This is a genomic window from Cohnella sp. GCM10027633 (genome assembly GCF_042675445.1).
Classification (GTDB): Bacteria; Bacillota; Bacilli; order Paenibacillales; family Paenibacillaceae; genus Cohnella.
The window spans coordinates 91,202-116,290 of sequence record NZ_JBHTGV010000015.1; the positions used below are offsets into that span (position 1 = coordinate 91,202).

Below are 25,089 nucleotides of genomic sequence, written 5' to 3' on the forward strand. Positions count from 1 at the left end.
CGGTACCCATTACCTATCTATGCGCGTCTGCAATTGTTCGAAGAGCTTGCGCGTCTCCGCGGAATCCCTGTCGTTATAGAAGACGTACGTATTGTCGAGCTCGAATCGAATGTAGGGCGGATTGTCTTTGAAAATAAATACCCGAGACTTCCCGATTTCCTTCAACCGGAACGTGCCGCGTTTGTACTTGGTCGAATTCTCGCCGTTGATCTTCCCCCCTGACGGCACGCCGTCGACGAGCGTCATCCCTCGAACGTCGGCCAGCGCGAAGTCGTAGCCGTGCATCGGGTAATCGATCTCGATCCGCTCCTCCGGCGTGACGGTCAACGTCGGCGAGACGAACTCCGCCCGGATAATGAGGAACGAAGCGAATAGCAGCACGCCGGCCACGAGGGCGATCACGGCTTGCATGATCGTCCTCCCCGCCAGCGTGCCCGTATTGACCGTCATGCCGATGCCGACCCGCTTCGGCACGGATATGCGCTTGTCTTGCGGGTTATGGTACGTGAAGCCGTTCGCCCAATACTCATCCTCGACCGTATCGCCCCATCCGCGGTCCCGCTTCAGCTTGATCGTATCGCGGAACGCGCGGCGGAAAGGACCGACCGTAACGAACAGGAAGACCGTTAGCCAGAGGAAGAAATAGACCGTTTGCGCGGCGAACCATTGCCACATGAGCGCCACCGGCACGAAGGCGACGATCGACCAGAGGCTGATTCTGGCGAGCTGCCTGTTATACCGTTGCTGAATTCGCAGCAATTCCGCGTCTTCCATTGCCTCCGAAGGCAACTCGATAGACAGCAGCTTCCCTTCGCGGTATCGGCCTTGCGGCTTGTAGGTGGCGATCAGAACGATATACAGAATCGTTGCGGGGATAAGCAGGACGATCGTGAGCATCAAGCATCTCCTCTCCGAATCATTCGACTTGTGCTTCCATCGTACTTCTTCGAACCGCCTTCCGCAATCGCGAAAAATCACCCGCCCGAGCGCTAGCCCGGACGGGTGATTCGGTTACCCCCGGCTAACCGCTCCCCGCGGATAATCGGACATCTGGTTGACGGAAGCGACCGCCTCCGTCATCTTGCTGGGCTTGCGCCAGTAGTTCTCGTTGCCGGGCAAGTCGTCGAACCACGCGGCGTCCGGCGGGCAATCGAGCACCATGAAGCGCCCGTAGTCGCCTTCCCGCGACTGGTGGTATTTCAAGTACGCTTTGCCGTCCTCGATGGACAGGATCTCTATTTTACCGGAAGTGTGGCTCATCGACAGGCGGACGCGCTTGCCCAGCCCGGACGTCCTCGCCTTCGCTTGCTCGACCAGCTCATACACTCGGGCGAGCGGAAGCACGAAGTCCCGGTTGCCCGCGACCGGACGGTTGACGAAGAAGTAATACGGCGTTACGCCGGCCCAAGACAGCCGGTCTAGCAACTCGCCGAGCACCTTCGGATCGTCGTTGATCCCGCGCAGGATCGGCGTCTGGTTGACGACGATCGCCCCCGCGTCGTGCAGCGCCGCGAAGCCGCGCACCGCTTCCGGAGTAATTTCCTTCGGATGATTAATATGGGCCATGACGTAGATGCGCTTGTTCGCGTCGGAGAACTCCCTGATCGTCTCGAGCAGTTGCTCGTCCTCGTAAATTCGCATCGGGTTGAACACCGGGATTTTCGAGCCGAGCCGGATAATCTTGACATGGTCGATCGCGCGAAGCCTCTCCAGAATGGAGCGAAGCTTCGGCGTACCTAGAATCAAGCTGTCGCCGCCCGTGAGGAGCACGTTGCTGATCTCGGGATGCTCGGCGATGTACTTCAATCCCGGCTCCACGTCCGTCACCGCTTCCTTCACGTCGTTGCGGAACAACCTTTTGCGGAAGCAGTACCTGCAATAAGCCCCGCACACCTCCGACACGATGAGCAGCGCCGTCGATTTGTACTTATGCTGGCAGCCGGGCACGACGTAATTCGTGTCCTCGTCCGAGGCATCCCACCGGCCGTATTCCTTCAGTTCCCCTTCGTTCGGGATGACCAGCTTGCGCAGCGGGTCGCGGGGATCGTTCCAATCGATCAAGCCCAGGTAAAAGTCGTTCACGCGAAACACGAATTTCTCCACGATTCTCTTCAGTCGTTGACGCTCCGTCTCCGGTATGTGGACGATGCGGTCGATGTCGGTTATATACTTGGGTTGTGCCATTCGTAAATCCTCCTCAAGTTTATAGTCGCTCGAACGTCGGCGGAATGGTACCGGACCTGCCCTACCCCCTTCCTTCGCCATAATAAAAAGACCCTTGAGCGTACGGAAACCAGACGGTTACCGTGCTCCGGGTCTTCGGATAAAAAGCAAAAAAAGACCCGCGAAGGGTCACTGACGGCAGATTGTCTCATCTGCGCACCGAATTCCTGACCCATCTGAAGCCGACGAGGTTAGCTGACGGGCTCGGGATAGATGGTTCCCTACGATCCGTACGACCGGACCGATACGCCCCTGAAGATTGGTTCCCCCGCTTCCCGGCGTGGACCGGGAACTAAGCTCCTTCTACTATATGTCAGGTTAGCAAAAGGTGTCAAATTTTCCATGCGCACATACTCACGAGCGCGGTGGTCACCGCGGGAACGCGTACGCCCGCTCGACCTTGCAGATCTTCAGCTCGTAGCTCGCGTACCAGTCTTGCCGGCCTCGGCTTTGCGCCACGAGATGCTCCTCGTTCTTCTTCCAATCGCGAATGGCCTCGAGACTCTCCCAATAGGAGATCGTAATGCCGAACCCTTCGGCGTTCCGCACGCTCTCCACCCCTAGAAATCCGGGCTGCGCCCTCGCCAGCTCCTCCATCCGATCGGCCATCTCTCCGTAGCCGTTGTCGCCTTCCGTACGCTGGCTGGAGAAGATGACGGCGTAACACGTCTCGCTCGATCCCGGTTCAAGACCGTGGGTCATTGGCATGGGGGTTAGCTCCTAACTTCATAAATTCACAGGGAAGATAATTAATTTGAAAATTTCCGATTCAACCTATTATAACAAGAGAGGGGCAGGATGAAATGCATCCTGCCCCTCTCTTGTTACATTCCTGCCGGTATCGATGGCGTCGTAACCGGCGTTGCGCCAGGTGTTACTCCATTCCCGGAAGTCGTGGTCGTCATTATTAAATAGTAATACGTCGTTCCCGGTAGCAGGTCGATATCCCGATCAACGAACTCCATTGTACCTGGAGCTATGAGATATACAATCTCGGTCATACTTGAAACTTCGGACGTCAGACCTCTGAATACTCTATAGCTAACCCCATCTCCTGTAGCGCTATCCGTCCATGTCACGCTGTTAACGACCCTATTGTCTTCGATAGCAGAGGTTACGCCGACATTCGTAACGGTATACGGGAAAATGAGGATATCCGTGAATGGCTTCGACAGGTTATCTTCGCCGTTCACATGATACATCTTATAGGCTCCCGGGGTTAACGAGATCACGTCTAAGTTCACTGTTTCACCCGCATATACAGTCTTCGTAACGGATAGTCCGTCATCTAGATAAGAAATAAGATCCGCTTTCGAATTCGGATATTGCGAGGTCGGAACGACATAGACGGTACCGGACTGATCCGCGCTGAATTGGAGCATGGATTTCCCCATTGATGGATGCGCTGTTTTTTCCTGCATTGCAATAAGCGCAGGATTAGCCGCTTTTTTATCCGCCTCGAACTTCGAAAGCGCTTTATACATAGCGTAGATGTTCACTGCCAAGTCATAGGTCGTTATTTTCCCCGCCCCGCTGCTTATATAACGCGGTCCGGATAAATCCAACTCTAGAATCGCTTTTGCACCTGCCCGATACTCGCCAATCGCGTTACCTTCGACAGCAACGGATTTTTTCTGTTCCGCAAGTGCCACTAAACGCTTTAGTTCCGAAAGATCGTTCGAATTTAGCGCATTCTTGAATGTTTGAACTGCCGAAGTCAGCGCGGTATAGCCCGACTGAATTTGTTCCGGCGTAGCGCCCGCATGATTAAGTACGCTGGCCGCAGCTCGTATCGCCGCTTCCAAGAGCTCTTTGCTACCCGATGCAGCCAACCCTGGAGCTGTGCCTTCCGAAGTAGAGTTGTATACCAATCTCGCTTGTACATAGGCGACTTTGAAACTTTCGAGTACAGGAGTGCGTATCGCTGCGTTCCTATAATAGATTTCTTGGGTATTAAGAGTCGCAAGCGCGCCATTGACCGCCGCCTGCGTTGCTGCGCTATCGTCGGCAACAGTCCGTGCCTCTTGAATGACCGATGCTAAGCTCGCCTTAGTTCCGAAAGGAACGTGTCCGACTGCGATGCCTTCAACCATACTGTCATGAAGAGCTTGAAGTGATGCAATTTTAGAAGCCAAGGCATCCTTGTTGACCGTTGTCGGCGGGTTAGGAACTACCGGCGTAGTGTTGCCCCCCGTATTCGTAGCCGGCTTCCCGCCAACCTCCGCTTGAACGCCGCTTCCGACTTCGACGTTCTTCGGCGTCTGCTCGATCGAGGATCCGTTCGCCTGAATATCGGCATTCTGAATGAGGCCTTGACCTACGACCTTCGTGACCGCCGCGAGAATCAGATCGACGATCGAAGCATCTTTGCTAAGGTTAACGTTAACGTCGCCTGCGCCTTTATCTACGTTTAGACTACCGACTTCGCCCTTCGGAATTTCGATATTGATCTTCGCCGCGAGAACGTCGACCGTCTCGAACTTGCCGCTAAGCGTTACTTTCGAATCCGCTGGAAGCGTCTCCGCCAGCGTGACGTTCTGGAACCCTTTGCCCGTCGTGCCTTCGGCGGACTCCAGCTTCGCTCCGGATTCCAGTATCACGTCGCGGACTTCTGTCGTCCCTTCGACGACGATTCGAATCATGCCGTCCTTCTTGTTGACGACGATCTTCACGACGACGGAGTTCTCGAAGTGAACGCTGTTCGCGCCGCCGCCGTTGACAGAAGTCGTGCCGGCCACCGACACTTGCTTCAAGAAGACGTCGCCGTCGCCTACCGATTCGGCGATCGTCAGGTTGCCTTGAATGTCCATGTTCCGCAACGTTACGCCCGGGGACGAGATCAACACATCTTTGCCGACTTTCTCTACGCCGCTTTCAGGTCCATACACGCCCGGCTTGTTATAGACCGCGACCTTCTGCACCCGATAGTCCAGCGCGCGCGTCAACAAGACGACCGCTTCCGCGCGGGTAAGCGTGTCGTTCGGACGGAAGCTGCCCTTGCCGTTTCCGACCATCAACTTCGCGTCAACGACCGCACCGACGGCGTTCTTCTCGGCGTCCGACAAGTTCGCTGTGTCTTGGAGCGTACTCGCGGACACTGCAGGAGCCAGCTCGAGCAGCTTGGTCAGCGCCTTCGCGGCTTCAAGACGAGACACCGGTTGAGTTGCCGAGAATGTTCCTTCCGCAATGCTTAAGATATAGCCCTGGGCGAGTGCCGCAGCCAAATCCTGATAGAACCAATCGGTTGCTTTCACATCGCTATACGTTACCGCAGCTTGTCCTGCGAACCCGAACGAAGCGTTGATCATCTTGACCAACTCGGCGCGGGATACTTTTCCTTCCGGACGGAACGTTCCATCTTTGTACCCGTTAATGAATCCTTGATCGAGCCAAGCTTGAATCGCGTTTTCTGCCCAATGGCCCTGGACATCCTTGACCGTTCCGGCTAACGCGCTAAGACTGCCCGCGAGCGCCAACGTTACGGCCATGATAATCGCAAGTAGCTGTTTACCCATGAACTTCTTACTCATCGCTAACTCAACTTCCTTTCGACATTTTCTCCTGATATTGGACATTACACTGGAAAATATATCATATTAAAGCAGGAGAATCTCGGAATTAATTGGTAATTTTAGGTCCTTTGTCGAAAAAGTTGTCGTAGCCGATAAAAAAGACCGACCATCCGCAGATGATCGATCCCTTGTCCATTCCCCGCGTTTCCGCCTGCCACCGCTACGCCATCCTCTTCCGAACGATACGGATAAGAAGCCCCGCAGTACCTGCGGTAAAATGCGCCGACTACATTCAGGAGAGGCACGGTCCGTAAGCTGCGATCACAATTGGAGAGTATTCGTCTCCACCCGGTATCCGCGTCTCCCGATGAGCCACTGCGCGAACAGCAAGTTCGGCACCCAGCAGAGCCAGCCGATGACGACGAACGTGACGTTCGTGTCTTCGAGTCTGAATGCCGCGGCGGCGATGCCCGTATACAGACGCAGCATGATCGCCGCGCAAGTCAGCGCGTAGTTGCGCGTCATCCACCGGCCGTGGGCTTGCGCGTCTCTATCGACGATTATGCTCTTGAGACTGCGATACAGCGTATATAACCACAAGGCCGATAGCGTCGCGAAGCCGAGCTTGCCGCTTACGCCTCCATCGGCGTAATAGGCCATGTACAAGCCGGTTACGGCGCCGATCGCCAACGTGACGGCGTACAGGTAACCGATCGCGCGGTGCACGTTCGGCTTGCGGAGGCGCAGCCGTCTTACGAATTGCAGCCAACCGATCGTCAGCGCGACGCCGGACGACGCGGCGTGCGTCCATAGCACCTTGTACCAGAGCGCCGGCAACGTATCGTCCTTTTCCGTGACGAACCCTTGGTCCCTGATGCCGTCGTAATCGCCGTACAACGCGAAGGCGTACGCTCCGATTCCGACGGCCAATATCGCCAACAAGACGAACGTCCATCTCGGCATAACCGCAACCCGCTTCGCCATTTGCAATCACTCTCAGTCACTTGGAATGGAATTCCACTGTAGTGTATCACCGGATCGCGGATCGCGGTAAGCGGCTTGCGACGGTGTCTTCCCTCGACTAGAGGCGGGTCGGATCTCCGACCGACGCGAAGAAGCCGCCCCGGACGAACCCGGAAGCGGCTTGTTCAATAGCGCCTCGATTGCTTACGCCAGAATCTCTTCGATCTTCGCGACGACGTCAGCGGACAACGTTACGCCGGACGCGCTCGCGTTCTGCTCGAGCTGCTCGACCTTCGTCGCGCCGACGAGCGCGCTGGCGACGTTGCCTTGGCGAAGCACCCAAGCGAGCGCGAGCTGCGTCAGCGTCAGTCCGAGCTCCTGCGACAGCGCGATCAGTTGCTCGACCTTCGTCAGGTGCGTTTCCGTCAGGAAGTTGTTGATCCACATGTTCGACTTCGGATCGTTCGCGCGGCTATCTTGCGGAATTTGCTGGCCGAGGCGATATTTGCCGGTCAGCACCCCTTGGGCGAGCGGCGAGAACACGACCTGCGAGATGCCGTTCTTCTCGCTCACCGGAATCGTCTCCTGCTCGATGCCCCGGTTGAACATGCTGTACTGCGGCTGATGCACGACGATGCGGTCCAGCAAGTACTTGTCGGCGACGCCGAGCCCTTCCTGGATTTGCGCCGCCGTCCATTCGCTGACGCCGACGTACAGGATTTTGCCTTGGCGGACGAGATCTTCGATCGTGCGAAGCGTCTCTTCCACGGGCGTGTTCGGATCGTAACGGTGACAGTAGAAAATATCGACGTAGTCCAGCTGCAGCCGCTTCAAGCTCGCGTGCACTTGCTCGAACACGTGCTTGCGGGAGAGGCCGCGATCATTAGGCCCTTCGCCCATCGGCCAGAACGCCTTCGTCGCCACGACGTACGATTCGCGCGCGTGCTGTTGCAGCGCCTTGCCGAGCAGAATCTCCGCCGCTCCGCGTTCGTAGACGTTCGCCGTGTCGAAGAAGTTGATGCCCAGCTCGAACGCGCGGTTCGTCAGCTGTCCGACGATATCCTCGCCGACCGTCTTGCCGTACGTAAGCCAGCTGCCCAGGCTGATCTCGCTCACTTGCAGGCCCGTGTTGCCTAATTTGCGATATTTCATCCGATGATCCCTCCATGCGGTTGATTAGAATGATTGCGGAATGCGGCGAACACTCATGAACACGCGTTCACAACAGCCTATAATAGCGTACCAATACGCCAAACGGCTGTCAACTCGGCCCCTTTGCGCAAGCCGAGCCGACAACCGCTGCCCTTGTCCTTATTGCTCGGTTACATACCAGAACGGATCGCCCTTGCGAGCGGAAACGAAGACCGGCTTGATCTTCGACCAATCGACCGGCTTATCCGCGTCCGTAGACGTCCGGTAATCGAACTGCACCGGGTACCGGATGCCGCCGTCCGCTTGCTTAACGCCCTTGCCGATCCGATAGCGGGCGATCCATGGGCTGGATACGCCCGTTACCCAGTTCAATTCCTCGAACGTCGCCAACTGCCGATCGCGGGTCGCCGGATCGAGCACGGCGAATTCCATCGCGCCGTTCCGTGTCCGACGCGCTTCCGCCCACGTCCTAACCGCTTGCTCCGGCGTCTGTGCGCCAAGCGCGCGCTCGAGCAGCGCGATCCGCTGCTTCATGAGCGAGATTGCGGCGGCGTCGGCCGGCGCCTCAGCCCGGGAAGCTTCCGCGTCCTGCACCTCTAAGGCCGCAACCTCGTCGCCGAAGTCTCTCGAACCGCACGCCGTTAGCGCTAAGACAACCGCTAGCGCGATGATCATGGTCGTTCTTCTTTTGCCCATCCTATACGAGCCCCCTGCTGTCTAATGAGACGGAGGCGACTCGCCGGGCTAACCTTCTGCCTACGCCTTGCCGAACCGCTTCGCCGACCGCGCCTTCAACCGCTTGATCTCGATCTCCCGGTCCTTCGGAGGCGCGTTCGTGACGAGCGAGTCGAGCAGCTTCCTGGCCGCCTCCGTCACTTCCTGAACCGCGATATGGAACGCTTCCTCATTCGCCTTCGACGGCGCGTTGAATCCCGACAGCTTCCTTACGAACTGCAAGGCCGCCGCCCGGACCTCGTCTTCCGTCGCCGGCGGCTCGAAGTTATGCAACGTCTTAATGTTCCTGCACATCGCGCACCCTCCACTATTCCCATTTATGCTTCTATTATAACGCTTGCCTCGACAATTCGCGCGGCAACAATCCCTTTTATATATAATTGCATGCGCATGCACGCATTTTAATGAATTTAATTACACTCCGTTTGCCGAATAGGGCAACACGGAACCGACATAAGATGGAGTAGCGGAACAATGGAATCTCAAGCAGGATTTTACAATACGCTATCGAATTTTGCATCGTACGACATTTTTCCCCTTGGGAGGGTTCTCGAATGGGATTGTTCAGCGGATTGCTCAATAACTACTCCGAAGTATCCGTGCAGGAGCTTACGGCTCAATACGGCGCATACCTCATGCCGCAAGAGAAAGTCCAGATGGGCTTCAAGCTCGTGCGCGACACGTTCATGTTCACCGACGACCGGCTGATCCTGATCGATCACCAAGGCGTGACGGGCAAGAAGACGCGGGTCGCGTCGATCAACCTAAGCTCGATCTACGAGGTGACGATGGAGACGGCGGGCACGGGGTTCGACGACAGCGAGATCACGATCCACTACATAACGTCGCCGTACTACAAGACGAACAACGTGTCCACGTCCGTCTACAAGTTCGAATTCGGCAAGAAGTTCAACGTGCAGCCGATCTACGTGGCGCTCACCTCGATCGCCCACGAGAACAACAAGAGGTTGAACGGCTAACAACGCCTTATACATCAAAGACCGCCCTCTCAGGCGGTCTTGTTCGTTATCAGGAACCGTTATTCGTCCGCAGCAGCTTGATCCCGAGTCCGATGAACACCGCTCCCGTAATCCGATTCAACCATACCGTCAAACCGCCCTTGCGCACCTTTCGAGTCATGAAGTCGGAGGCGGCGACGAGCAGCAAGCACCAGATCGTCCCCGTCGTGATGAACGTCAAGCCGAGCGCGAGGAACGGCAGCGACCCGAATGCGTTGTCCGGACTGATGAATTGCGGCATGAAAGCAAGATAGAACAGCGCCACCTTAGGATTGAGCACGTTCGTAAGCAGTCCTTGCATATAGATCCGGCGATGCATCGACTTATCCTGGACCTCGATCCGCGTCTCCTCGGCCGACTTGGTCAGGAGCGACCGGATTCCAAGGTAGATCAGATACGCCGCCCCTACCCACTTGATCACGTTGAACACCGTCGCCGACTTCATCAGAATGAGCGACAGTCCCGTCGCCGCGAACGCCGTATGGATCGCCGCTCCCGTAATGATGCCCGCCACGGACAGCACGCCGGCTCTGCGGCCTTGGGAGATCGTTCTTCCGAGAATGTACAGCGTATCGTTGCCCGGGGTAATGTTCAGCAGCACGCACGACAGCACGAATACGGCAAAATGCTCGATCCCGATCATCGCGCCAGCCCCTTGAAGTAGTCCCGGACCTCCAGCCAACCGTTCAGCCTCACGTACCCCGTCTCGTTCAAGTTATGATTCGCCGTGAACAGGATGCCCTGCCCCGTGAAGCCCTGGAAATGCCTCACGTTGTCGTCGATCAGGTAATCCGCGCGGATGATGCTCTTGTCCCCGCAGAACACGAAGTTCATCTCGTCGAGGAAGCCGAAGTGCTCCTTCAGCCACTCGTACTTCGCGTTGAACGAAGTCGGCACCTCCATCGCGGCCGTGGCAATGTATATCTCGTATGTCTCCGACAGCTCCCGGATCACTTCCCGGCTGTGCGCGATCGGCTTCAGGTCGCGGAAGAAGTCCGGCTCGAGAAGCAGCTCGAACGTTTCCCGCGCCAGTTCCGGACGCAGCTCCCGCAGCTTCTTGCCGCGCAAGTCCTCGACCGTGACGTTCTCGTTGAACTTCCGATTGAACAGCTCGACGTGCTTGGTGGAAAATTCCGCAATGACTTCGTCCATATCGATCGCGATTCTCTTCATGTCTCTCGTTCGCCGCCCTTGCCGATGGATTAATTACATTATTCTGTGCCAACGCGAACGGTCTGTCAACTCCGTTAACGATGTAATCCGGACTCCGCCGCATGTACCGTATTGCCCAACAATGTAGCGATCGTTACCGGGCCGACACCTCCGGGAACAGGGGTAATCGCGCTAACATGGGGCAGGCAAGCTTCATAGTCTACGTCTCCGACATTGCCGGGGTTGTATCCCGCGTCCAACACGACCGCGCCCGGCTTTATCCACGAGCCTTGGACGAACCGCGGCTTGCCGACGGCGGCGACGACGATATCCGCAGTCTTCACGATCGAAGCCAAATCCCGCGTTCTCGAATGGCAGACGGTAACCGTCGCGTTCCGGTTGAGCAGCATGAGCGAGACGGGTTTGCCTAGTATAGGGCTGCGGCCGATTACGACTGCATGCTTGCCTTCTATCGATACTTGATAGGCATCCAGGATGGATAAGATGGCCTGCGGGGTACAAGGGGCGTAACTCGGCAGGTTGAACGCGGTTCTTCCGAATCCGAGGGTCGTTACGCCGTCGACGTCTTTCTCCAACTTGATGCGTTCGAAGGCTTCTCGTTCATCGATAAGGTCAGGTACGGGATGTTGCAAAAGAATACCGTGAACGAGCGGATCGTCATTCAGATCGCCTATCACTTCCAGCAGTTCTTCGGTTGTCGTCGCGCTCGGCAAGTGAATACGCTTCGAACGGATGCCTAGACGTTCGCAGGCGTTACCCTTCATCCTCACGTAAGTAGCCGAAGCCGGATCGTCGCCGACAAGCACCGTTGCGAGACATGGCGTAACGCCTCGCTCCGCCAACCGCTCTACTCTCGCCCGCAACTCCTCCTTTAGGTTGCGCGCAACGACCTCTCCATCCAAGACGAGCACCGCTTCTCTCATTGCAATTCCTCCCGGTAAACAGAAAGAGGCAAGGGATATGTCCCTTACCTCTGCCCAGGCGTACGGCTTACGACGCTGCGCGCTCCACCGCGGTGATCCGCGTTCGCCAGTTACGCGCAACCGTATTCAGTTGCTACTATTGTACGCCTAACGCGGTCCGCCGATCAATACCTGGCGATGAAATGACCGAAGTACAGTCCGAAATTGCAGTGAGTTCGTACGTTCTCCGCATTCCCGCCATTTCGGCCGATCTCCCGAAAAGTAACTATACGCAGTACAATTAGCCCGCTTTGCTGGCGATGGAGCCACGATGACGCAGACAATTACCTCGTCCACGCGCACGCCAACGTCAGCTCGCCGCCCTGCTCCGATCCATGCTTCTCGCCGTTCGGCAACGTGACGTCCACCGGCACGCCCGCCGGGGCGTCGACGCGAAGCTTGAACGCGCCGTCCTCGATCCGCCAACCGACGCGAACGTCGCCGCGCGGCGTGACGACGGTGCCTTCCGCCCAGTCTTGCCCCGGCAGCGGCTTCGGCGCGACCTCGATGCGCGAGTAGCCGGGCGCCGCTGGCTTCACGCCGAGCACCTCGGACGGGAACTCGTACAGCGGCACCGAGCCCCACGCATGGCAATCGCTGCGCTGGCCGACCGGATCTTCCATCCACGTCGTCAAGTTCAGCCCGACCATCTCGTGCCACATGTCCCACAGCCCGAGGGAGCGGTCGTACAGCCCGGCCTCCGCCAGCGCGCGGAACTGGTAGAACGACATCGAGAACGACGTCTTCGGCAACGAAGGTTCGTTAAGCATCTTAACCATTAACGCCGTCGATCGTTCGCCGCGTACGACGCCGGAGAGCACAGCCCAGATCTGCATGTGCTGACTGTACGACTCCGCGTGAGGCCCGTCCCGGAACAGCCCCCGCTCCTCCGACCAGCAGCTCTCCCGCACCGCCTCAAGGATCCGGTCGGCCCGGCGCCGGTATTCGGCCGCCGTGTCCGTCCGGCCGATACGCTCCGTCAAGTCAGCTGCGTTCGCGAGCGCAACCGCGTAGACGAGGCTCGTAATGCCGTTCGGTCCGTCTTCCGTGCAAGGCGGCGTGCCGTTCGGCCACTCGGCGACCCAGTCGACGTAATTCCAATAACGCTTGTCGTTCGCCCCGAGCAAGCCGCAGTCGTCCAGCCGCTCGTCGAACCAAGCGAGCACACCGTCTATCGTCGGCGCGTAGCGGCGCACGAGCGACAGGTCGCCGTAGTACCGGTCGTGGTCGTGCAGCATGAAGATCCAATGCAGCGCGAAGCCCGGAATGACCTGGCGATCGACACTCGGATAACGGGACTGCAACATGCCGGTCGACAGGCGCGAGGAATGGAATTCCTCCAGCGTCTTGCGCGCCAGCCTGTCGTCGCCGTTGACCGTGTACGTGAACAGCATCTGCAGCCGCGTGTCCATAATGTACTGCAATTGCTCGTAATACGGGCAATCCTCGTACGTCTCGTGCATGCAGCGCCGGAGCGTGCGCAAGCTGATGTCCCATAACGGGCGCAGCGACGCGTCCAGAGAAGAAGAGAAGCTCGTCTTCTCCTCGAGCGGGTATCCGGTCTCCCGGTAAGCGAGCCCGCGAATCGTCAGCGGCGCCGCGCCCGTCTCCACCTCGACGCGAAGGAACCGGAACGTGCGGAACCAGAACGGCTCGTACGACTCGCCTCCCGCCAATCCGGCCGGCCGATAGTTATCGGCGTCGCCCTTGAGCACGCGGCCTTCCGAACAATCGTCGCGCACGCCTTTGAGCCGTTCGCCGGGCTTGTTGCTAGGCGTCTCGTAGCATTCCGCGTAACGCAGCTTCGCGACGCCGCCGCTGCCCCCCGACAGCGACAGGCTCACGTAAGACGTCGTCAACTCGCCGGCGTCCAGCTCGATCCAGCCTCGGCTATGCGGAGGAATCGTCATTTCGCCTCTTCCTCCGAACGCCGCCAATGCCGCTGCCGCATCCCCGAAGAACGCCCCTTCCGCCCGCATGACGCGATGCCAGCGTTGCTCCCGCTCGTACAGGAACGGAATGCTTCTCGGCGTAAGCACCCACGGCGACAGCTCCCCATGCATGCCGGTCGGCTGCCTGAACGGCACCGCATGCGCCCATGCCGAATCGTCGTACGCCGTCTCTGCCCATCCGTGCGGATGCCGATTGCCGTCCACCCTCTCCACGCCGCCCAGGAACAGCGTCAGCCACGACTCTACTTCGAAGGACAGCGCCTCGTCCCTCTTGCATCTCCATTGCCCGTCGCTCTTCAGATCGTCGAGCACGGTGCCGTCGACGTCCGCGAGCTTGCCTTCGAACAAGAGGCCTCCCGCGTCCGAACGCATGACGGACACCATGCCGGAGCCGATCATGAACGGCTCCGAGCTATGCGTATGCAGCACCTTGGCCGCAAGCACGTTCGTTCCCGGCCGCAGCCGCCCGGTTAAGTCGACGGTCTCGTAATAATGCGCCAGCGCGTCGCCTTTGGCCGGCCCGATGCTGACCGATTCGCCGTTCAGATAGAGGCGGTAGCGGGTGTCCGCCGTTACGCGAACGATGAACGGAACGGCCACGGCGGAATTCGGCACCTCGAACGTCCGCCGGAAGTAGACGAGGTCGTGTCCGCCCATTCGCGACGTCCTAGGCAGCCCCTCGTCCCAGATCCATTGTCCGCTCCAAGTATCTACGGTCTTCATTGCCCGGCCTCGCCCTTGTAACCGTATTTGCTCAGCCACGATTCGCACAGCGAAGTCCACGTGCGAATGCGCTCCTCGCCCTCGGCGAGACCGAGACCGTGGACGCCCTCGTCATAGACGTGCAGGTCGAACGGGATGCCGTGCCGGGCGAGCGCCGTCGCGAACGCCAAGCTGTTCTCCACCTTCACCCGGTCGTCGGACGTATGCCACAGGAACGCGCGCGGCGTGTCGGCAGCCACCTTCTCGTCGAGCGAATGCTCGCTCACCTTGTTCGCGTCCGAAGCCGCTTCGCCGAGCAGATTGTCGCGCGAGCCTTCATGGCCGAACCGATCGAAGGAGATGACCGGGTAGCACAGCACGACGTGGTTCGGCCGGCTGCTCGCGCGGTCGATCGGATCGGCCGCGCCCGGGTCGCCCTCGTCGTGCTTCGTCGCCGCGGAAGCCGTCAGATGGCCGCCGGCGGAGAAGCCAAGCACGGCGATCTTGTCCGGATCGACGTTCCACTCCGGCGCGCGCGAGCGCACGGTGCGAATCGCCCGTTGCACGTCCAGCAGCGGCGCGGGATGACGGTTCGGCTGTACCCGGTATCGCAGCACGAACGCCGTAATGCCCGCCCCCCGCAGCCACTCGGCGATCGGCTCGCCTTCATGGCCGGCGCGCGTCCCGTAGCCGCCCCCCGGACAGACGATGACGGCGCCCGTAGGCTTGCCGTCCGACCTGCCCTCCGCCAAGTAAGGCGTAATTGCCGGAATATCCTCGACAGTTTCCCCCAAAGCCAACGGTGCGTTTCCTAACCACAATCTGATCTCTTCCATTGCCCGTATCCCCCTCTTCAATTCGACTAGTTATAGATTTCAATAATAGGCTCGCCCTGCGCGGAAGCGCAATCGACGATATACGCATCCGTTCCTTCGCCCGGGGACCATTGCGCTTCCGCTCCGTCGACGGTTACGCGGGAAGGCGCGGTCGACCGCATGAAGACGAATGACCCGCCCTCGCGAAGCTTCACGATGCGCCGGTCCGCGTCTCCCGCCTGCCAAGCGATCGTCGCCGGAGCGACGTGCTTGCCCGACAAGCCGATCGCCGCGAATCCGTCCGAAGCCGCCGGGACGATCGCGTACATTCGCGTCTCGCCGCTCGCCAGCCGAAGAGGCAGCTCTTCCCCGTCGCCGCCAAGCCAGCATCCGACGCCGGACAACGTCTCGTAGACGGCGAACCGATCGCCTTCGAGCCCCGGCACATCGCCCGCGCGAAGCTGTCCCGTAACGTCCCCCTCGTCGAACCCGATATGGAAAGCCGCGACGACGCCGCTCTTCCCTACCCGGTTCCATACCTTAAGCGGCACCGGGGCCGTATTCGGATCGACGAACAACCCGTCCTCCGTCGGCAAGCCGGGCTGATCGCAGCGCAGCACCGTGCCGTCGCGCAGCAGCAACGGCCATAACCGCGCCGGATCCGTCGCCCCGACGCCGTCGCTGACGTACAACGGCCCGCCGCTGACCGCGCGCAGCACGCCGGACGCGAGCGCGTCGTCGTTGCGCGTCCACCACATGTCCCAATCTCCCCAATGAAACGCGCCGTGGTAGAGAGAGTTGTAGGCGTTCTGAAGCGCGTGCTCGCGGAACGAGCCCGCCCTCTTCGGGAAGTAATCGTCGCTGTTGCGGTTGATCGCCGAATACGGACGCGCCCATAGATTTTCTTCGGCCATTCCCATGCAATTAATGATACGTCCTTGAAAATGCGTCGCCACCGACGCCTCGAGCGCTTCGTGCGTGCCCGCCGACGCTTCCCCGACCGGGTAGGCGCTGCCGAGCAGGTCCCCGAGGGAACTCTGCGAATCTACCTTCACGAGATCGATGCCTTCGCGCTGCAGCTCCGCGTGCCAAGCCCGCCAGAAGGCGTAGCCCTTCTCCGGCTCCGGATGCGGAATCAGACGGTCCGTGCCCGTGGCGAGCAGTTGCCCGCGGAAGCGAACGGCGAGCTCGCTATCCGGGTCAATGCCGTACCAATAGCCGTTCATCGTATGCCAGACGCCGACTTCGCCGATGCCGTATTGCTCCTTCAGCCGCCGAACGGCGGGAGCGAGACCGCCGGGGAACTTCGTCCGGTCGGTACCGAACGAGACGAGCTGACGATCCTTGACGTCCATCCAGCCGTCGTCGATCATGAACCAGCCGACGGGCAGCCCTAACGCCTTGAACTCTTCCGCCTTGTCTATCAGCCCTTGCTCGCTTACGGCGTGATAGAAGGCGTCCCAGCTGCACCAACCGAGCTTGTCGAACATCGGAGGGTACGTACGCTCGCGACGAAGCATTGCTTGCCTCCCGAGCCCGAGATACCCCACCGACGCCACCCGCTCCGGCAGCGCGAACGGATCGTTCCCGATCGCACCGGCGAGCAGCAGCGAGGATACGCGGCGGCCGCCGATGCGGTTCGGAGACACGGCGACGATTAGCCCGCCGTCCTTGTCCGAGCCGTCCCCGCGAAGCGTCGTCTTCTCCCGTTCGGCGCTCACCGTCGTCCATTGCACGTAGGAAGAGCTCCCCGCCGCTTGCCAGAGCATCGACTGCGTCTTGTCCGGCACGTCCGCGAACCGGTCGCCGAAGTGCGGCCTCGTCCACCACGACTTGTAGAAGTGGTAGGAAGACATCGCCCGTCCGCCGCCCTCCGGCTCCGACACGCGCAGCAGAATGCCGTCCTTCGGCGCCAATCGGTTCGATACGCCGAACGGATCCTGCGTCACCTCCGCCTCCGCGTGAACGAGCAGCGTATCCGCGTAACAGCGCAGCGTCAGCTTCAGCCGCGCATGTCCTTCCGCGTCCGCATAGCTCGCTTCGTACGCCAGACCTTCTCCCAGTCCGCGCGCCTCACCGTCGGTCAACGCCGACGAGACGATTCCGACCAGCTCGAGCGGAGGCTGAACCCCGTCCTCGTATGCCAACGAAGGACGAAAAGCCGGCAATGCTTGCCCCCCGTCCTTCCGAAGCTCCAACCATCCGCCGCCCTTATCCAACAGTTCCATCCTCGTTATCCCCCTTAACGATTCGCTCCGTTAACTCTTCGCATCCTCGCACGATATTCCGACGGCAATACGCCCGCGTGCTCCTTGAACACCCGGCTGAAATACTTCTCGTCCTGGAAGCCCGAGCGCTGAGAGACGGCGTAGATCGGATCGTTCGTCTCCTCCAGCAGCTCCTTCGCCCGGTCGAGCTTCAATAGCTTCAGATAGTCGCTGAACGGCTTGCCCGCCACCTCTTTGAAGCAATCGCTGAAGTATCCCCGGCTGAGGTTCACCCGCTGGGCGATATCCTGCTGGTGAGCCCCCTCCTCCAGACGGTTCTTCATAGCGTCGATCGCTCGGAAGATCGCGGTGAAGATTTCCGGGGAATACGAGCATTTCTCGGCATGGGCCGCGATCGAGTCCCGGGCTTCGTTCAGCCATCGCGCCCATTCCTCCCAATAGCGGAATGCTTCCGTCCGCGCAGGCCAATCTTCCGCCCCCGGCAACCGCTCGATATGCGACCACCCGACCGCCGCGGCCCGAAGCATCGCGACGAGCGCGCCGCTCGGCGGCCGGTTCGCATGAATCCGGTCCAGCAGCCGTTCGTAGGCCGCTTCGCTCAGCAGCCAATCGAAGCTCGTCCACGACTCTCGCGCCTGTCCGAACCGGACGTTCGCATCTCCGTCCGCCAAGCTGCCGCTCACCGGGATCCATGCCGGCGATCCCCCGCCGCCTCCCCAGTAGAACGCGACGTCGTCCTTCCACGCCCGCAGCTTGAGCGAATCCATCTCCCGCACCGTCTGAGCCGCGCTCACATCCACCCGGAACGCGAGCCACTCGCGGTCTTGGCTGGCCGTCCATTCATTGAACGCCCGCTCGTCCGCGGACGAGCGGGGCAGCCACCAAGAACTCGCGTCGACGGACGCCGCCTTGCCCCATTCCGGAGGAGGTACCGGCGCTCCGCCCGCTCCCGCCGGCGAAGCCCGCACGAGCAGCAGCCCCGAGCCCGGTTCCGTCACCGCCTGACCCGCGGCCGCCGGCCCGCGCGCGGCATCGTCCCGCTCGATCCGTTCGGCGATGCGGCGCAGCACGTCCTCGACCTGTTCCTGTTCCAGCTGCGTCTTGACGATATAGTCGATCGCGCCGAGCCTCATCGCGTCTTGAATGTAATGGAAGTCCTGATGGCACGTCAGCACGACGAACTTCACGAGCGGATGGCGCTCCCGGATTTGCTCCATCAGCTCGAAGCCGGACATCGACGGCATCGTCAGGTCGGTAATGACGAGCTGCACGTCGCTCTCCGCCAGGAAGTCGAGCGCCTTCGCGCCGCTCGCGACGTCCCCGACGACCCGTATGCCCGATTCGCTGTCCTTGATCGAGAAAATCAACCATTTGCGCACCAGGTTCTCGTCGTCGACGATGAGCGTATTAATCATGTTGGAACCCCCTGCCCTCTTCGATCGGCCCGATCGGCAACCGCCAGCTCATCTCCGTCCCTTCTCCCGGCGCGCTGACGATCCGAAGCGTCACGTGGTCGCCGTAATGCACTTTGACCATATTATTGACGAAACCGAGTCCGATGCCAAGTCCTACCTTGCGCAATTCGGAACGCCGTTCCCCGAGCAGCTCCGCGATCTTGTCCTCGGACATGCCGACTCCGTTATCCTTCACGCTTAATAGGAAGTGCGCGGGACCGTCGCGCTTCGCCTTCACCTCGATGATCCCGTCCGTATCGCTGAGACCGTGGTACAGCGCGTTCTCGACGAGCGGCTGCATCAGGAACCTCGGAATCTGCTGCGTCTGCAAGTCTTCGTCCGCTTCGATGCGGACGTCGAAGTTGTAGTCGTACCGGACGCGCTGCAGATCGACGTAATCCTGCAACGCGCGCAGCTCCTCCCGGATCGAGACGATGCTGCCTTCCTTGCCGAGGTTGTAATGCAGCACGCGGGTGAACAAGGTGACGAGCCGGTCGATTTCCGCTTGCCCGTTCATGCGGGCGATCAATTGAATCGAGTTGAGCGTGTTGTGCATGAAGTGCGGATTGATCTGGTATAGCAGCTTCTCCACTTCCAGATGGCGCTTCAGCTTCTCCTTCTGCTCCACCTCTTGGACGAGCTCGAGAATCCGCGTCCGCATGAGCCGGAATTCCTGAAGCAAGCCGTCGAATTCCCGGATTCTCGTCGCGTCGATCTCCGAGGTGAAGCGGTTGTTCGAGACGTACTTGATCTCCTTGCTCAGCTTCGCGATCGGACCGTAGACCGTGCGCCAGATGAGCCAGCCGAGGCCGAAGCTGACGAGCAGGGATAGCAGCACGAGGCCCGTGAACCGCGTCGTCCAGCTGCGGATCTCACCCGAGAAATCCCGCTTGTCCACCGCCACGATGGCGCGATAACCGTACTCGCTGCCCTGCTCGTACACGTAATAGTCGCCCCGCTCCGTTGCCGTCTTCCATGCGGATCCGATCGGATACAGGTCCGGCGCCTCGCTGAACGCGACGGTTCCCGAACGGTCGACCAGGATCGACTTGGCGGGCACGCCGTATTGTTCGCTGCCGAGCAGTCTGCGGTACAGGTCGAAGTTGGTCTCGATATAGACATAGGGCACGTCGTCCAAGCCGGTATAGCCCGTCTTACGGGTTACCGACAGGACGAGCTTCGTGCCCCCCTTGTAGATCGTCGTATGCGGTCCGTAGAACGCGACGCCCGAACCGCTCGCGAGTACCGGATGGTTCAGCACTTCGCGCGTTCGGTCGACGCCGACGTTCTGGAACAAGTAATCTTGCGCCCGCGGAAAATAATACGACATGATGCCGAGGTCCGGATTCGTGTAATTGACCAGCGTCATGTTCCTGATGATCTCTTGATAGATATCGTAGCGGTCGCTCTCCGTCTCCGCCGTCAAGTACGCCTGCACCTCTTCGCCGATCCGCCCGTCGAGCGACAGCTGGCGCGAGGCGTAATCGAGATTGTGCAGCGTCCCGTCGAGGCCGTCCCGGACTTTCTCCAGGTTCTCCTCGATGCCGCGCTCAATCTTGTTCTCCAGAATCGAAGAGATGGCGAAATACGAGATCATCCCGATCGCCAGCACCGGAATAAGCGTGCAGACGAGCAGGATGATCATAATGCGCGTGCGAAGGGAATAGGGATACCAGCGCGGCGGCCTGCTCCAAGCTTGATCGTCCTTCCGTCTCATCGACGACTCCCCCTCCGACTGCGCGCGTTAACGTTATTTTACCGATACTGGCCGATCTCGACTCTTACTCCTTCACCGATCCCAGCATAATACCCGAGATGAAGAAGCGCTGCAGGAACGGATAGATAATAAGAATCGGCAGCATCGTCAGCATGATCTTCGCGGCGTTCAGCGTCTGATCCGACACCTGAAGGAGCATGCTCAGATCGCTGGACGTGACCTTCGTCGGGTCGATCTGCACGATGAGCGACTGCACGTACGTCTGCAGCGGCATGTGGCTCGGGCGCGTCGTCAGGATAAGCCCGTGGAAAAACTCGTTCCAAGCGTTGACGACGTTGAACAATGTAATCGTCGCCAGTACCGGCAACGACAGCGGCATGTAGATCTGGAACAGCATCCGCCACGGTCCCGCTCCGTCCATGCCCGCCGACTCGTCGATCTCCCGCGGAATGCTGCGGAAGAAGTTGACGACGAGAATGACGTTGAACACGTTGACGAGCCCGGGCAGGACGAGCGCCCAGATGGAATTGATCAGGTGAAGATCCTTAATGACCATATAGAACGGAATAATGCCGCCGTTGAACATCATGACGAAGACGAGCAGCCACATCCAGACGTTGCGCAAGGCGTACTGGTTCGTCGTTCTGGACAACGGGAACGCGAGCAGGAGCGTGACGATGAAGCCGAGCGTCGCCGTAAGGACGACCCGCTGCGCGGATACGTAGAACGCTTGGAAGAACCGTTCGTCGGCCATGATCTTCGAATAGGAGGCGAGGTTGAACCCCTTCGGCCAGATCGTAACCATGCCCGACGCGGCTTGCGCCTGATTGCTGAACGACAGAGCCAAGTTGTGCAGCACAGGCGCCAGCGAAGTGAACGCGATAAGCGCCAAGAGCGCGATATTGACGTAGTCGAAGAGACGGTCGCCCGCCTTTCTGGATCGAACCATGCGGATAACCTCCTTCTTGTTAGAAAATACGGTAGCCCGCGAACTTGCTGGCCAGCTTGTACGTAATGGCGATCAGCGTGAAGCTGATGATCGATTTCAGGAGACCGATCGCGGTCGCGATCTCGTATTGGGCTTGTTGGAAGCCCGTGCGGTAGACGAACGTATCGATAATGTCCCCCGTCGGATAGACCAGCGTGTTGTACAGGTTGAAAATCTGGTCGAAGCCGGCGTTGAGCACATTTTGTAGGCTAAGGGTAGCGAGCAGCACGATCGTAGCGGCGATGCCGGGAAGCGTAATGTGACGCAGCTTCTTCCACCGCGAAGCGCCGTCGATTTCCGCTGCTTCGTATAGGCTCGGATTAATGCCCGTAAGCGCGGCCAAGTAGATGATCGTCGAGAAGCCGAATTCTTTCCAGATGTCCGTGCCGACGACGATCGGCCGGAACCATTCGTTGCTGCCGAGGAACATCGTATCGCCGGAGAAGCCGATATGTCCGAGCATCGTATTCAGGATGCCGTCAAGCGAGAAGATGTCGCGCACGATGCCCGCGATAAGAACCCAAGACAGGAAGTGGGGCAGATAGACGACCGTCTGGATCGTCCGTTTGAACCATCGGATGCGCAGCTCGTTCAGCATGAGCGCGAAGACGACGGGAACGATAAGTCCGAAAACCATTTTAAGCACGGCGATAATGACGGTGTTACGGAAAATCATCATGCTCGAAGGCGAATTCAGCACGAACTTGAAATGCTCCATGCCCGCCCAAGGCGAACCCCAGATCCCTTTGGTCGGGTTGAAATCCTTGAACGCGAGAACGACGCCGAGCATCGGGTAGATGCTGAATACGGCGACGAGAATTAGTCCGGGGATGAGCATGGCAGTGTAATGAAAGCTTTCTCTGCGGAAGATCCTATGCACGAATCCCCTCTCCTTTCGAATCGAAGAAGGAGCGCCAAGCACTTGCCGGCCCGGCGCTCTATTCCTTCGATGTTGCGTTGTGTTGCTTCGCGTCGCGTATGGTGACGCGAATCGCTACTCTTATTGCGCGCTAGCCGCTTGTACTTCGGTCGTGATTTGGTCGCCGCCTTGGCTCTTCCATTGCGCGACGAATTCGTCGAACGCTTCTAGCGGCTTGTTGCCCATGATGATCTTCACGTACGTTTCTTTCTGAAGATCGACGAGCGCTTGCCATTTGTTCTTCATCGTTTCCGTCGTGCCGCCGAATTGCTGTACGACGAACTTCGCGTTCGATGTCGCTAGCGTATCGATGCCGCTGGACCAAGCCGTATCCGTCGCCCATTTGCCGAGCTCCTTCTTCGGATTGTCGCGGTTAGCCTTGATGTCGTTGTAGATCGTCACCTCGCTCGGGTCGAGCGTCGAGACGTCGGCCGTACCGGCAAGCACGTCTTTGAATTTCAACCACGAACGTTGCGTCGTATCCGCGTATACCGCGCCCGCGCCGTTCAGAATGAACGGGTTTTTCTCGGAAGCGTCTTTGTACAGGTTCGCTTTCAGCTCCTCGAGCTCCGGAATCAAGCCCGCGCTCACGTCTTCCATGACGTTGACGTATTTCATCGCCAGCTCCGGATGCTCGAAGCCTTTGCGTACGACCACGTAGCTCGTCGTCGCTTTGTTCGTCGCGTTAATGAATTCGCCGTTCGCGTTGTTAAGCGGGTATGCCTTCCAATCCGCGTTCGCGTTGTTCTGCAGCGCGTTCATGAGCGGGAACGTCGGCGCCCACCAAGGCTGGAACAGCATGCCGGTCGTGCCGCTGCCGACGTTCTCGATCGCTTTGCCGAAGTCGGTCAGCGCGAAGTCTTTCGGAATAAGGCCTTGCTTGTACATGTCGGCCAGCTTCGCCAGCGCGTCCTTGATCTCCGGTTGAACGCCGCCGTATTGGAGCTTGCCGTCCGCGCCCGGTACCCACAGCAACGGGAATGCGTTCAGAGCGGAGAAGATCGGGGTGAACGTCTGAATGCCGCCGCCTACGCCGATGAAGTCCTTCTGTCCGCCGAGACCGTTCGTGTCGGCTTTGCCGTTGCCGTCCGGATCTTGCTCGACGAACGCTTTGGCGACCGCCATCAGCTCGTCCATCGTCGTCGGAGCCGGAAGCTTCAGCTTATCGAGCCAATCCTGACGGACCCACACGAGCTCGGCGCCGTCGTTGTTCATTTGGTTCGGAATCGCCATCAGCTTGCCGCCGAACGTCGCGTACTTGAACGATTCGCTCGCGTCGCCGCCGATCTTCGTCCGGAACAGCTCGCTTGCGTACGATTGGTATACGTCCGACAGGTCCGCGATCATGTCGTTGTCGACGAGACGCTTCAGGATGACGTCCGCGTTAGCGCCGCCGATGATGAACACGTCCGGCAAGTCGTCGCTTGCGATCGCCAGGTTCAGCTTCTGGTCGAACGCGTCGCCGTATTGCGCCGTCCACAGAATTTCTTCCTTGATGTTCAGGCGGTCGTTCACGTAGCTCGTGAATTTATTGCTCTCGTAGCTTTCGCCTGCCGGGAATTTCGGATCCGGGCTCGTCGCGAGCACGGTCGTGTAGCTGATCGTCTCGTCGTACTTGCCGAACGGATCGGCCGGCGCCGCCGAAGCGGACGGGCTTGCCGGGTTGGACGCCGACGGGGATGCGCCCGCGTCGTTGCCGTTATTGTTATTGCTTCCGCATGCGGAAGTAGCGAGCAGGGCTGCGGTTGCCGTGACAACGAGCAATTTCTTCATTTCTGTAGAACCCCTTTCGATGGGCGTGAATGAATGAGTACATCTGTATTGTAGAATGAAGCGGTTACACGCCGGGAGAGACAACCGCGCGGGGCAGGAGGGAATTCGGTACACGGGTTGATCGGCGTTCGACGGCGCGGGGGAACTTCGTCCGATCGGCGGACGGCCTTCTAACCTTGCAGTATTCCCCTTGGGAGCGCTTGTCTATGTTGCGCGGATAACGAAGGATAATGATGACTATTGACGACTATCGCGATCGGAATTACACTTTACTTTGTGTACTTTTCACGAATCTTATCGAATCCGGAGATATTGCCTTCATGAACGTGAAGCTCGTCCTCATTAGCTTGTACATCGTATTGGTGTATTGGATATCGTCGCATCTGCCTACGCTGCACGCCTTGTTCTATCCGACGCTCGGCGCGTTCAGCTTCCTGCTCGCTTCGCGGGAGTTCGACTTGAAGCACGCCGGCCGCATCCTCGCCGGCGCGACGGTCGCGGCCGCGATCGGAACGGCCGCGCACGCGCTCGAGCCCGGCGCGTTGGGCTTGCTCTCCGATACGCTGCTCGTCGCCTGGCTCATCCACCGCTTCCGCTGGAACGCGCCGCCGATTCTCGCCGTATCGATCATTCCGTTCTTCGTGGAGCCGACGACCCTCTGGGCGGCCCCGGTCGCCGTTATGGTCTCGCTCGCCGGCCTGATCGCCGTGCTCGGCGCGGCCGACCGGATCGCGGAGCTGCTGCGGCAGGTCTCGCTCAAGGGGGGCGCGATCGCTCCGGAGGCGGATTAACGCTTGCTTGC

21 protein-coding genes and 2 riboswitches are annotated in these 25,089 nt (G+C 59.4%); of the genes, 2 read left to right on the forward strand and 19 right to left on the reverse strand.

Annotation, left to right across the window (positions count from 1 at the left end):
- Positions 1 to 9: 9 nt before the first annotated feature.
- The 8 genes from ACFQZG_RS23960 to ACFQZG_RS23995 all read right to left on the reverse strand — a co-directional run bounded on the left by ACFQZG_RS23960 (position 10) and on the right by ACFQZG_RS23995 (position 8,879).
- Positions 10 to 897 (reverse strand): DUF5808 domain-containing protein, encoded by an 888-nt coding sequence (locus ACFQZG_RS23960; RefSeq protein WP_378157186.1) that lies wholly within the window; start codon positions 895 to 897, stop codon positions 10 to 12.
- A 114-nt stretch (positions 898 to 1,011) separates the two neighbouring features.
- Positions 1,012 to 2,184, reverse strand: a complete 1,173-nt coding sequence (locus tag ACFQZG_RS23965; protein ID WP_378157188.1) for a KamA family radical SAM protein — start codon at positions 2,182 to 2,184, stop codon at positions 1,012 to 1,014.
- Positions 2,185 to 2,388: 204 nt separating this feature from the next.
- A riboswitch (cyclic di-AMP (ydaO/yuaA leader) is annotated at positions 2,389 to 2,532 on the reverse strand.
- A gap of 60 nt (positions 2,533 to 2,592) precedes the next feature.
- Positions 2,593 to 2,925, reverse strand: a complete 333-nt coding sequence (locus ACFQZG_RS23970) for an antibiotic biosynthesis monooxygenase family protein (RefSeq protein WP_378157250.1) — start codon at positions 2,923 to 2,925, stop codon at positions 2,593 to 2,595.
- 122 nt (positions 2,926 to 3,047) lie between these two features.
- Positions 3,048 to 5,798: an S-layer homology domain-containing protein gene (locus ACFQZG_RS23975; protein WP_378157190.1), complete on the reverse strand. Its 2,751-nt coding sequence runs from the start codon at positions 5,796 to 5,798 to the stop codon at positions 3,048 to 3,050.
- A 258-nt stretch (positions 5,799 to 6,056) separates the two neighbouring features.
- Entirely contained in the window at positions 6,057 to 6,719 is a 663-nt protein-coding gene (locus tag ACFQZG_RS23980) for a DUF2306 domain-containing protein (RefSeq protein ID WP_378157192.1), read from the reverse strand.
- 183 nt (positions 6,720 to 6,902) lie between these two features.
- Positions 6,903 to 7,850: an aldo/keto reductase family protein gene (locus tag ACFQZG_RS23985; RefSeq protein ID WP_378157194.1), complete on the reverse strand. Its 948-nt coding sequence runs from the start codon at positions 7,848 to 7,850 to the stop codon at positions 6,903 to 6,905.
- 159 nt (positions 7,851 to 8,009) lie between these two features.
- A complete protein-coding gene (locus tag ACFQZG_RS23990; RefSeq protein ID WP_378157195.1) occupies positions 8,010 to 8,546 on the reverse strand; it encodes a hypothetical protein in 537 nt (178 codons plus the stop codon).
- Positions 8,547 to 8,606: 60 nt separating this feature from the next.
- Positions 8,607 to 8,879 carry a DUF2277 domain-containing protein gene (locus ACFQZG_RS23995; protein ID WP_378157197.1) on the reverse strand — a complete coding sequence of 91 codons (273 nt, stop codon included), beginning with the start codon at positions 8,877 to 8,879 and terminating at the stop codon, positions 8,607 to 8,609.
- Between the two features lie 260 nt (positions 8,880 to 9,139).
- Here ACFQZG_RS23995 and ACFQZG_RS24000 point away from each other — a divergent pair, with 260 nt between their 5' ends.
- Entirely contained in the window at positions 9,140 to 9,565 is a 426-nt protein-coding gene (locus ACFQZG_RS24000; protein WP_378157199.1) for a PH domain-containing protein, read from the forward strand.
- Between the two features lie 49 nt (positions 9,566 to 9,614).
- Here ACFQZG_RS24000 and ACFQZG_RS24005 read toward each other — a convergent pair whose 3' ends face one another.
- The 11 genes from ACFQZG_RS24005 to ACFQZG_RS24055 form a co-directional block, all read right to left on the reverse strand.
- Positions 9,615 to 10,247, reverse strand: a complete 633-nt coding sequence (locus ACFQZG_RS24005; RefSeq protein ID WP_378157201.1) for a LysE family translocator — start codon at positions 10,245 to 10,247, stop codon at positions 9,615 to 9,617.
- The gene (locus ACFQZG_RS24010; protein ID WP_378157203.1) at positions 10,244 to 10,777 is read right to left on the reverse strand and encodes a 5' nucleotidase, NT5C type; all 534 of its coding nucleotides are present in this window, start codon (positions 10,775 to 10,777) and stop codon (positions 10,244 to 10,246) included. Before ACFQZG_RS24010 ends, ACFQZG_RS24005 begins: the two co-directional genes overlap by 4 nt.
- A gap of 74 nt (positions 10,778 to 10,851) precedes the next feature.
- Positions 10,852 to 11,700, reverse strand: a complete 849-nt coding sequence (locus ACFQZG_RS24015) for a bifunctional 5,10-methylenetetrahydrofolate dehydrogenase/5,10-methenyltetrahydrofolate cyclohydrolase (protein WP_378157205.1) — start codon at positions 11,698 to 11,700, stop codon at positions 10,852 to 10,854.
- A gap of 45 nt (positions 11,701 to 11,745) precedes the next feature.
- Positions 11,746 to 11,824: riboswitch (ZMP/ZTP riboswitch) on the reverse strand.
- Between the two features lie 199 nt (positions 11,825 to 12,023).
- The gene (locus ACFQZG_RS24020; RefSeq protein ID WP_378157207.1) at positions 12,024 to 14,414 is read right to left on the reverse strand and encodes an alpha-L-rhamnosidase-related protein; all 2,391 of its coding nucleotides are present in this window, start codon (positions 14,412 to 14,414) and stop codon (positions 12,024 to 12,026) included.
- Positions 14,411 to 15,229, reverse strand: a complete 819-nt coding sequence (locus tag ACFQZG_RS24025) for an alpha/beta hydrolase (protein WP_378157209.1) — start codon at positions 15,227 to 15,229, stop codon at positions 14,411 to 14,413. The genes ACFQZG_RS24020 and ACFQZG_RS24025 overlap by 4 nt, the downstream gene beginning before the upstream one ends.
- Before the next feature lie 26 nt (positions 15,230 to 15,255).
- Complete coding sequence (locus tag ACFQZG_RS24030) at positions 15,256 to 17,436, reverse strand: Sip1-related alpha-galactosidase (RefSeq protein ID WP_378157211.1); 2,181 nt, start codon at positions 17,434 to 17,436, stop codon at positions 15,256 to 15,258.
- A gap of 14 nt (positions 17,437 to 17,450) precedes the next feature.
- A complete protein-coding gene (locus ACFQZG_RS24035) occupies positions 17,451 to 18,851 on the reverse strand; it encodes a response regulator transcription factor (protein WP_378157213.1) in 1,401 nt (466 codons plus the stop codon).
- Entirely contained in the window at positions 18,844 to 20,607 is a 1,764-nt protein-coding gene (locus ACFQZG_RS24040; RefSeq protein ID WP_378157215.1) for a histidine kinase, read from the reverse strand. Before ACFQZG_RS24040 ends, ACFQZG_RS24035 begins: the two co-directional genes overlap by 8 nt.
- A 64-nt stretch (positions 20,608 to 20,671) precedes the next feature.
- Complete coding sequence (locus tag ACFQZG_RS24045) at positions 20,672 to 21,556, reverse strand: carbohydrate ABC transporter permease (protein ID WP_378157217.1); 885 nt, start codon at positions 21,554 to 21,556, stop codon at positions 20,672 to 20,674.
- A gap of 19 nt (positions 21,557 to 21,575) precedes the next feature.
- On the reverse strand, positions 21,576 to 22,433 hold the full coding sequence (locus ACFQZG_RS24050; RefSeq protein WP_378157252.1) for an ABC transporter permease: 858 nt from the start codon (positions 22,431 to 22,433) through the stop codon (positions 21,576 to 21,578).
- A gap of 162 nt (positions 22,434 to 22,595) precedes the next feature.
- Positions 22,596 to 24,287 carry a type 2 periplasmic-binding domain-containing protein gene (locus ACFQZG_RS24055; protein WP_378157219.1) on the reverse strand — a complete coding sequence of 564 codons (1,692 nt, stop codon included), beginning with the start codon at positions 24,285 to 24,287 and terminating at the stop codon, positions 22,596 to 22,598.
- Positions 24,288 to 24,607: 320 nt separating this feature from the next.
- Here ACFQZG_RS24055 and ACFQZG_RS24060 point away from each other — a divergent pair, with 320 nt between their 5' ends.
- Positions 24,608 to 25,078: a hypothetical protein gene (locus tag ACFQZG_RS24060; RefSeq protein WP_378157220.1), complete on the forward strand. Its 471-nt coding sequence runs from the start codon at positions 24,608 to 24,610 to the stop codon at positions 25,076 to 25,078.
- Positions 25,079 to 25,089: the final 11 nt, after the last annotated feature.

What these genes read in the sequence shown, in the direction of transcription:
- ACFQZG_RS23960 (WP_378157186.1), bottom strand. Translation starts at nt 897, where the DNA reads ATGCTCACGATCGTCCTGCTTATCCCCGCAACGATTCTGTATATCGTT.
- ACFQZG_RS23965 (WP_378157188.1), bottom strand. Translation starts at nt 2,184, where the DNA reads ATGGCACAACCCAAGTATATAACCGACATCGACCGCATCGTCCACATA.
- ACFQZG_RS23970 (WP_378157250.1), bottom strand. Translation starts at nt 2,925, where the DNA reads ATGACCCACGGTCTTGAACCGGGATCGAGCGAGACGTGTTACGCCGTC.
- ACFQZG_RS23975 (WP_378157190.1), bottom strand. Translation starts at nt 5,798, where the DNA reads ATGTCCAATATCAGGAGAAAATGTCGAAAGGAAGTTGAGTTAGCGATG.
- ACFQZG_RS23980 (WP_378157192.1), bottom strand. Translation starts at nt 6,719, where the DNA reads ATGGCGAAGCGGGTTGCGGTTATGCCGAGATGGACGTTCGTCTTGTTG.
- ACFQZG_RS23985 (WP_378157194.1), bottom strand. Translation starts at nt 7,850, where the DNA reads ATGAAATATCGCAAATTAGGCAACACGGGCCTGCAAGTGAGCGAGATC.
- ACFQZG_RS23990 (WP_378157195.1), bottom strand. Translation starts at nt 8,546, where the DNA reads ATGGGCAAAAGAAGAACGACCATGATCATCGCGCTAGCGGTTGTCTTA.
- ACFQZG_RS23995 (WP_378157197.1), bottom strand. Translation starts at nt 8,879, where the DNA reads ATGTGCAGGAACATTAAGACGTTGCATAACTTCGAGCCGCCGGCGACG.
- ACFQZG_RS24000 (WP_378157199.1), top strand. Translation starts at nt 9,140, where the DNA reads ATGGGATTGTTCAGCGGATTGCTCAATAACTACTCCGAAGTATCCGTG.
- ACFQZG_RS24005 (WP_378157201.1), bottom strand. Translation starts at nt 10,247, where the DNA reads ATGATCGGGATCGAGCATTTTGCCGTATTCGTGCTGTCGTGCGTGCTG.
- ACFQZG_RS24010 (WP_378157203.1), bottom strand. Translation starts at nt 10,777, where the DNA reads ATGAAGAGAATCGCGATCGATATGGACGAAGTCATTGCGGAATTTTCC.
- ACFQZG_RS24015 (WP_378157205.1), bottom strand. Translation starts at nt 11,700, where the DNA reads ATGAGAGAAGCGGTGCTCGTCTTGGATGGAGAGGTCGTTGCGCGCAAC.
- ACFQZG_RS24020 (WP_378157207.1), bottom strand. Translation starts at nt 14,414, where the DNA reads ATGAAGACCGTAGATACTTGGAGCGGACAATGGATCTGGGACGAGGGG.
- ACFQZG_RS24025 (WP_378157209.1), bottom strand. Translation starts at nt 15,229, where the DNA reads ATGGAAGAGATCAGATTGTGGTTAGGAAACGCACCGTTGGCTTTGGGG.
- ACFQZG_RS24030 (WP_378157211.1), bottom strand. Translation starts at nt 17,436, where the DNA reads ATGGAACTGTTGGATAAGGGCGGCGGATGGTTGGAGCTTCGGAAGGAC.
- ACFQZG_RS24035 (WP_378157213.1), bottom strand. Translation starts at nt 18,851, where the DNA reads ATGATTAATACGCTCATCGTCGACGACGAGAACCTGGTGCGCAAATGG.
- ACFQZG_RS24040 (WP_378157215.1), bottom strand. Translation starts at nt 20,607, where the DNA reads ATGAGACGGAAGGACGATCAAGCTTGGAGCAGGCCGCCGCGCTGGTAT.
- ACFQZG_RS24045 (WP_378157217.1), bottom strand. Translation starts at nt 21,556, where the DNA reads ATGGTTCGATCCAGAAAGGCGGGCGACCGTCTCTTCGACTACGTCAAT.
- ACFQZG_RS24050 (WP_378157252.1), bottom strand. Translation starts at nt 22,433, where the DNA reads ATGCTCATCCCCGGACTAATTCTCGTCGCCGTATTCAGCATCTACCCG.
- ACFQZG_RS24055 (WP_378157219.1), bottom strand. Translation starts at nt 24,287, where the DNA reads ATGAAGAAATTGCTCGTTGTCACGGCAACCGCAGCCCTGCTCGCTACT.
- ACFQZG_RS24060 (WP_378157220.1), top strand. Translation starts at nt 24,608, where the DNA reads ATGAACGTGAAGCTCGTCCTCATTAGCTTGTACATCGTATTGGTGTAT.